General features: G+C 68.4%; 5 protein-coding genes. 3 read left to right on the forward strand and 2 right to left on the reverse strand.

The genetic code is table 11. The features are described 5' to 3' along the window. On the forward strand, window positions 1–1,466 hold a 1,466-nt coding region (locus tag V7D28_RS13425), incomplete at its 5' end, for an SLC13 family permease (RefSeq protein ID WP_333587890.1). Here the strand turns inward: V7D28_RS13425 and V7D28_RS13430 are convergent. Then, window positions 1,463–2,014, reverse strand: coding sequence for a hemerythrin domain-containing protein (locus V7D28_RS13430; protein ID WP_333587891.1), 552 nt, complete (start codon window positions 2,012–2,014; stop codon window positions 1,463–1,465). The genes V7D28_RS13425 and V7D28_RS13430 overlap by 4 nt on opposite strands. Before the next feature lie 189 nt (window positions 2,015–2,203). Between V7D28_RS13430 and V7D28_RS13435 the strand changes: the two genes are divergently transcribed. Both V7D28_RS13435 and V7D28_RS13440 read left to right on the forward strand, forming a co-directional pair. Next, window positions 2,204–3,343, forward strand: a complete 1,140-nt coding sequence (locus V7D28_RS13435) for a hypothetical protein (protein WP_333587892.1) — start codon at window positions 2,204–2,206, stop codon at window positions 3,341–3,343. 155 nt (window positions 3,344–3,498) lie between these two features. Then, complete coding sequence (locus tag V7D28_RS13440; RefSeq protein ID WP_333587893.1) at window positions 3,499–4,920, forward strand: MFS transporter; 1,422 nt, start codon at window positions 3,499–3,501, stop codon at window positions 4,918–4,920. 36 nt (window positions 4,921–4,956) lie between these two features. Here the strand turns inward: V7D28_RS13440 and V7D28_RS13445 are convergent, their stop codons facing one another. Further along, on the reverse strand, window positions 4,957–5,637 hold the full coding sequence (locus V7D28_RS13445) for a glutathione S-transferase family protein (protein WP_333587894.1): 681 nt from the start codon (window positions 5,635–5,637) through the stop codon (window positions 4,957–4,959). Window positions 5,638–5,811: the final 174 nt, after the last annotated feature.

The raw sequence follows: 5,811 nt of genomic DNA on the forward strand, positions 1-5,811 counted from the left end.
GTGCGGGGGGAAGCTTGAGCGCTCAGACGACTGACGCGTCCGGCGGATGGCGCAAGGCGGCGGGAGTGGCGGCGGCCCTGGGGGCCTTCGCCGCCATCATGCTGGCGCCCGAGTTTGGCCCCGGCCCCCTGGTGCGCCCCGTGGCGGCGGTGACGGTGCTGATGGCCATCCTCTGGATGACCGAGGCCGCCCCGCTGATGATTACGGCGCTGCTGCCCATCGTTCTCTTCCCGGCCCTGGGGGTTTCAGATGTGCGGGAGGCGGCCGCCCCCTATGCCGACCCCGTCATCTTCCTCTTTCTCGGCGGCTTTGTGCTGGGCGCAGCCATGGAGCGCAGCGGTCTGCACAAGCGGATCGGCCTGGGCTGCGCGGCCGCAGCCGGCGCCACCCCGCGCCGGCTGGTGGCCGGCATGCTGGGCGCCACGGCGCTTGTCTCCATGTGGGTGTCCAATTCCGCCGCCGCGGTGCTGATGGCGCCGGTGGCCATGGCCATCCTGGCCCTGACCGAGGACCATGGGGCCGGCGATGACCCCGCCTCCCATCGCAACCTGGCCGTCTCCCTGCTGCTGGCCGTGGCCTATGGCGCCAGCATTGGCGGCGTCGCGACCCTGATCGGCACTCCGCCCAACGCCCTGCTGGTGGGCTATATGGCGCGCGAGCACGGGGTGGAGATCGGCTTCGCCCAGTGGATGGCCGTGGGCGTGCCGGTGGCCGGCGCCATGCTGGCGGCCACCTGGTTCGTCCTGACCCTGACCCATCCGGTGCGCCTGACCCTGCCCAGCGCGGGCGCCCTCTTCCGCACCGAGCGGGAGCGTCTGGGCGCCATGAGCCAGGCTGAAATCCGGGTGGCGATCATCTTCGCTCTGGCCGCCTTCGCCTGGATTTTCCGGCCGCTGCTGCTGCCCTACCTGCCCTGGCTCACCGATACGGGCGTGGCCATCGCCGCGGCCATCGCCCTGGCCTTCACGCCGGCGGGCGGCTGGCAGGGGGAACGCCTGGTCACCGGCGGCGAACTCAAGCGCCTGCCCTGGGAGGTGCTGACCCTGTTCGGCGGCGGGCTGAGCCTGGCGGCGGCCATCTCCAGCTCCGGCCTGGCGGCGTGGTTGGGCGAACTTCTCGCCGTGCTGGACGCCTGGCCGGTGGCCCTGCTGGTGGTGCTGGTGACGCTGGCCATGATCTTCCTCACCGAACTGACCAGCAACACCGCCTCGGCCGCCACCTTCCTGCCCATCGGCGGCGCCCTGGCGCTGGCCATCGGAGCCGATCCGCTGGTGATGGCCATCCCCCTGGCCCTGGCGGCGTCCTGCGCCTTCATGCTGCCGGTGGCCACGCCGCCCAACGCCATCGTCTATGGCGCGGGGCATATCACCATCGGCCAGATGGTCCGGGCCGGACTGTGGCTGAACCTGATCGGCGCAGCTGTCATCTCACTGGTGGTCATGACCTTGGGCCGGGTGGTTTTCTAACCCCGCGGGGCCCCGGCGCCGTCGCCCTCCACGTAGCGCGCGTACTCCTCGCGGAAGCGGAGGGTCAGGAAGGCTTGGTCGTCGTATTTCGACTTCAGGTCCGGAAACCACTTGGCCTCCTCCTCGAAGATGTGGTGCAGCACCGCGCCGCGGATATGCTCGAGCTTGTCCCGCCAAGCCTCCTTGGAAGGGTCGATCCGTTCCAGCTCGGCCATCTGCATCTTGGCGGTGGTCTGCTCGCCATAGGCCAGGCCGGCGTGGCCCTTTTCCCCAGCCTTGGCCAGCGCCGGATAGAGCACCAGCTCCTCGGCGAGGGAATGTCCATTCAGCACCACGGCCAGGTCGCGCAAGGCGGCCACCCGCGCCGCCGGATCCTCCGCCGCCCGACAGGCTTCGAACCGTTGTCGGATCAGGTCGTGATGGTCCAGGGCGTCGGCCAGCCAGTCGCCGCCGTCGCTCAAGGCCCGCGCCTTGGCTGTGGCCTCCACTCTGGCCTTGTCGCTCTCGGGCGGGGTGATGGCGCCTAGCACCTTATCCACGACGGACATGTCGGCATCTCCTTCTGCTCGCAGGACAAGCCGGGCGGGGGGCAGGTTGTTCCAACAGCGCCGCTCGCCTCAGACGACATCAGGCGAGCCCACTCAGTTGTGTAATCTGAGCGTGTGCGAAGCCTCCACGCTTAAGCGGCCTTAACCTTAGGGCGCCAATGATCAGACCCTGGCGGGTCGGGGGGATCGATGAGCGTCGCGCGTAGCAGCCACAACAGATCGGTGCGGAGCCTGTTGCGCCTGCAGTCCAGCGTCTCGACGGCGCGGGCGTTGAACCTCACCGCCGCCTGGCGCCATCACAAGACCGAGGCCGGTTATCTGGCCCAGCCCTTCTTCCGCAGCCCCCTGCTGAACCGCTCGATCATCCTCAAGCACCGCCTGCGGGCCGATGAGTTGGAGCTGCTGGGGTCGAGCCGATCCACCGCCACCAAGGTGATCCTGCCCCTGGACCCGTCCGATCTTCGCGTGGGCGCCCGGTCCTTCTTTGTCCACCAGGTGGGCTATCGTTCCCTAATGGAAGAGCTGGCCACCGGCGATACGGCCGCCGACCGCCGGGACGAGACCCTCCTGGACCTGCTCGACAGCCTGCCCTCCCTCGACCCCTTCCTGATGCGCGAGCGGCTGCGACAGTCGGGCTTCAACCCCGATCGCTGCTATTTCGACCTGTCCGAGGCCGACTCCACACGCATGTTCGCCTTTGTCCGGCAGGAGCTTCAGCCCCTGATCGGGGTCTCCTTCGACGACCTGGACGTCCGGCTGTTCGAACGGACCGACAAGCTCGCCCAGAAAATCCTGTCGAACGCCGGGGATTCCGACCTGGAGCCCCTGCGCCATGGCCTGGGCATGGGGCGGTTGGAGTTCGAGGAGGGCATCTTCTGCTGGAAGGGCTTCATCTATTACAAATGGACGCTGGCCGACCTTCTGCCCAAGGTCCGCCCGGTCTCCAGCGAGATTTCGCGCATCCGACCCACCGACAGGCCCACCCATGAGGACCAGGCCTATATCGACGCGGCCAAGGCGCGTCTGGCCGAGGCGCTGGATCATGCCTGCGACACGGTTCGCGACACCTTGAAGGTTTATGACGACGCCTATCGCGACCTGACCCTGAAGGGCCAGCCCAGCGCCTTCCGCGCCTTCCTGCTGAAGGCGCCGAGCCTGTTCCATCAGCTGGGAGAGCGGCTGGGCAGCGTCGATCACATCGTCAGCTTCTGGCGATACCGCTTCCCCAAGGACGTACGGCCCAAGGTGGGCGTGGAGGAGCTGTTCGACATTCTGGCGGACTTCGAATCCAGCCTGAGCTTCGAACCCGTCAGCCGCATGGTGGCCTGAGGGTGTCGCCCGAAGCGTCGAACGGGCGAGCGCGCCATTCCCGGGCTTGAGGCCGCTGCTGAATTTCCCTTGCAGGCGCGGTGGCGCTCGCGCTTAACTCCCCCGTGAAGCGTCTGGTTAAATGACGCGCGTTTCTGAGGGGGAGAGTGGTTCAGGTGTCACAGTCGCAGTCCAGCCCCGCGGGCGGTCAGATCTCGCTGCCGCGCGCCTTGGTTTTCGCCAGCGCGGCCGTGCCGATCGGCGCCCTGGGCGTCGCCGCCACAGTGCACCTGCCCCGTTACTTCGCCGCCGAGCTTGGCCTCTCGCTGGCCCTGGTCGGCACGGTGTTCGCCCTGGTCCGCTTTATCGACATTCCCATCGACACGGCCATGGGCCTGGCCATGGACCGGACCAAGAGCCGGTTTGGCCGCTACCGCATCTGGATGGCGCTCGGCGCGCCGGTGCTGATGCTGGGCTTCTACATGCTGTTGGCGACCGGCGACGGCGACGGACCGCTCTATCTCAGCTTCTGGCTGCTGGTGATGTACCTCGGCTATTCCGCCGTTCTGCTCTCGCATCTGGCCTGGGCGGGACGGCTTGCGCCCTCGTACAAGGAGCGGTCGCGCATCTTCGGGGCGATCACGGGGTTGGGCGTGATCGGCGCCATGGCCGTGCTGCTGATCCCCATCTTCATGAGCCAGCGCGGCGCCACCGACGCCGAAGGCGTGCAGGCGATGATCTGGTTCATCATCGCCAGCGCGGCGATCACCTGCCTGATCGTCGTGGCCACTTCCCCGGAGCGGATCACCCAGGACCGGCCGGCCCAGTTCACGCTCAAGGATTACGCCCAGCTCCTGACCCGGGGAAATGTGATCCGGCTGCTGGCCGCCGACCTCATGGTCACGCTCGGCCCGGGCTGGATGGCTGCGCTTTACCTCTTCTATTTCAAGGACAGCCGGGGCTTCGACACCGCCGCGGCCAATCTGCTGCTGCTGATCTATGTCGCCGCCGGGTTCGCCGGCGCGCCCTTCGCCGCCTGGCTTGCCAACAGGATCAGCAAACATATCGCCTTCCTGGTGACGGCCACGGTCTATTCCGTGGGCCTGATGTGCCTGCCCTTCCTGCCCAAGGGCGACTTCCCCATCTTCTCGGCGCTGATGTTCCTGGTCGGCGCCATGGCGGCGGGCTTCACCGTCATGATGCGGGCCATCGCCGCCGACATCGCCGACGAGCTGCGGCTGGACAGCGGCCGGGAATGGATGGGCCTGATCTATGCCGGCCTGACCGCGACGGCGAAACTGGCGACGGCCGGCGCCATCTTCCTGACGTTTAACGTCCTAGCCCTGGTCGGCTATCAGGTGGGCGCCGGGGTCACCAACACGCCCGAGGCGATCCGCGGGCTGGAACTGGCCTATATCGTCGGCCCGATCATCTTCGTGATGGCCGCAGGCGCCTGCTTCATCGGCTATAAGCTGACCGCCGAACGGCACGCCGAAATCCGCGGCAAGCTCGATCTTCTCGACGTCAGCGAGACCGATCCGGGGGCGGCGGCCGAGGCCCTCACCGGCGTGGACCTGGGCCCCGCCGGACGGCCGTGAGCGCGCGCCGGTTGGCGGCCCGCGCCCGCGTCGCGCTCAGAGTGGCGGAAGCGCCCAGGCCAGTTCGGGCTCTGCGGCCTTCGGAAAGGCCCGCGCCACGCCGTTCATCAGCTCGACGGTCGGCCCCTTGCGCGCGCTCATGCGACCCAGCCAGTCGGCGCTCGCCGGCGCCCGGGCCATGAACGCCTCGCCCTCCGGCGTCAGGGCGAAGAATTTGAGCTGGGGGAGCAGGAAGATGTCGGCGAGGGTGAAGTCCTCGCCCGCCAGGCAGGGGTGAGCCGACAGGGCCGCCTCCAGCTCGCGCAGGATCACCCCCAGAGGGTCGCGGGCGCTGGCGATGAAGGCGCGGTCGGGGTCAAAGCCCCAGGCCGGGCGCACCAGCCGTTCCTTCATGAAGCGGTTCATCACCGGAAAGACATAGGCGTTGACCACGCCGATCCACTTCAGCATCTGCGCCCGGCCCGCGGGCGTCGCCGGTTGCAGGGGCGGCCCCTCGAAGGCCTCATCCAGATAGACGCAGATGGCCAGGGTCTCGAACAGCACCCGGTCCCCGTCCTGCAGGACCGGCATCTTGCCGAACGGGTGAAGCGCCAGGTGTTCGGGCGAGCCCAGCGCCAGCGCCTCGTGGGAATAGGCGAGCCCCTTCTCGTCGGCCGCCATCATGGCGGTCCAGAGATAGGCGCTGTCGGGCATGGACCGGAAGATGATCGGCGGCATGGGGCCTCGGCGTGCTGAGTCGGCTCATGTGCCCGCCGGACGTCGCGCGACGCTTTAGCGGAAACGGCCTGATGGTGAGCCGCCAGACCGCCCTGCTCAAGGTTCGTCTTGCGGCGGCCGCCCCATCAACTGGCGGGCTCGACCACCGGCCAGGCGCCGGCCGGACGCCCTAGG

This window comes from Phenylobacterium sp. (genome assembly GCF_036723115.1).
In the GTDB taxonomy this organism is placed as follows: Bacteria; Pseudomonadota; Alphaproteobacteria; order Caulobacterales; family Caulobacteraceae; genus Phenylobacterium.

Bases quoted from the DNA above. Each gene is read 5' to 3' on its own strand.
- V7D28_RS13435 (WP_333587892.1), top strand. From the start codon at position 2,204: ATGAGCGTCGCGCGTAGCAGCCACAACAGATCGGTGCGGAGCCTGTTG.
- V7D28_RS13445 (WP_333587894.1), bottom strand. From the start codon at position 5,637: ATGCCGCCGATCATCTTCCGGTCCATGCCCGACAGCGCCTATCTCTGG.
- V7D28_RS13430 (WP_333587891.1), bottom strand. From the start codon at position 2,014: ATGTCCGTCGTGGATAAGGTGCTAGGCGCCATCACCCCGCCCGAGAGC.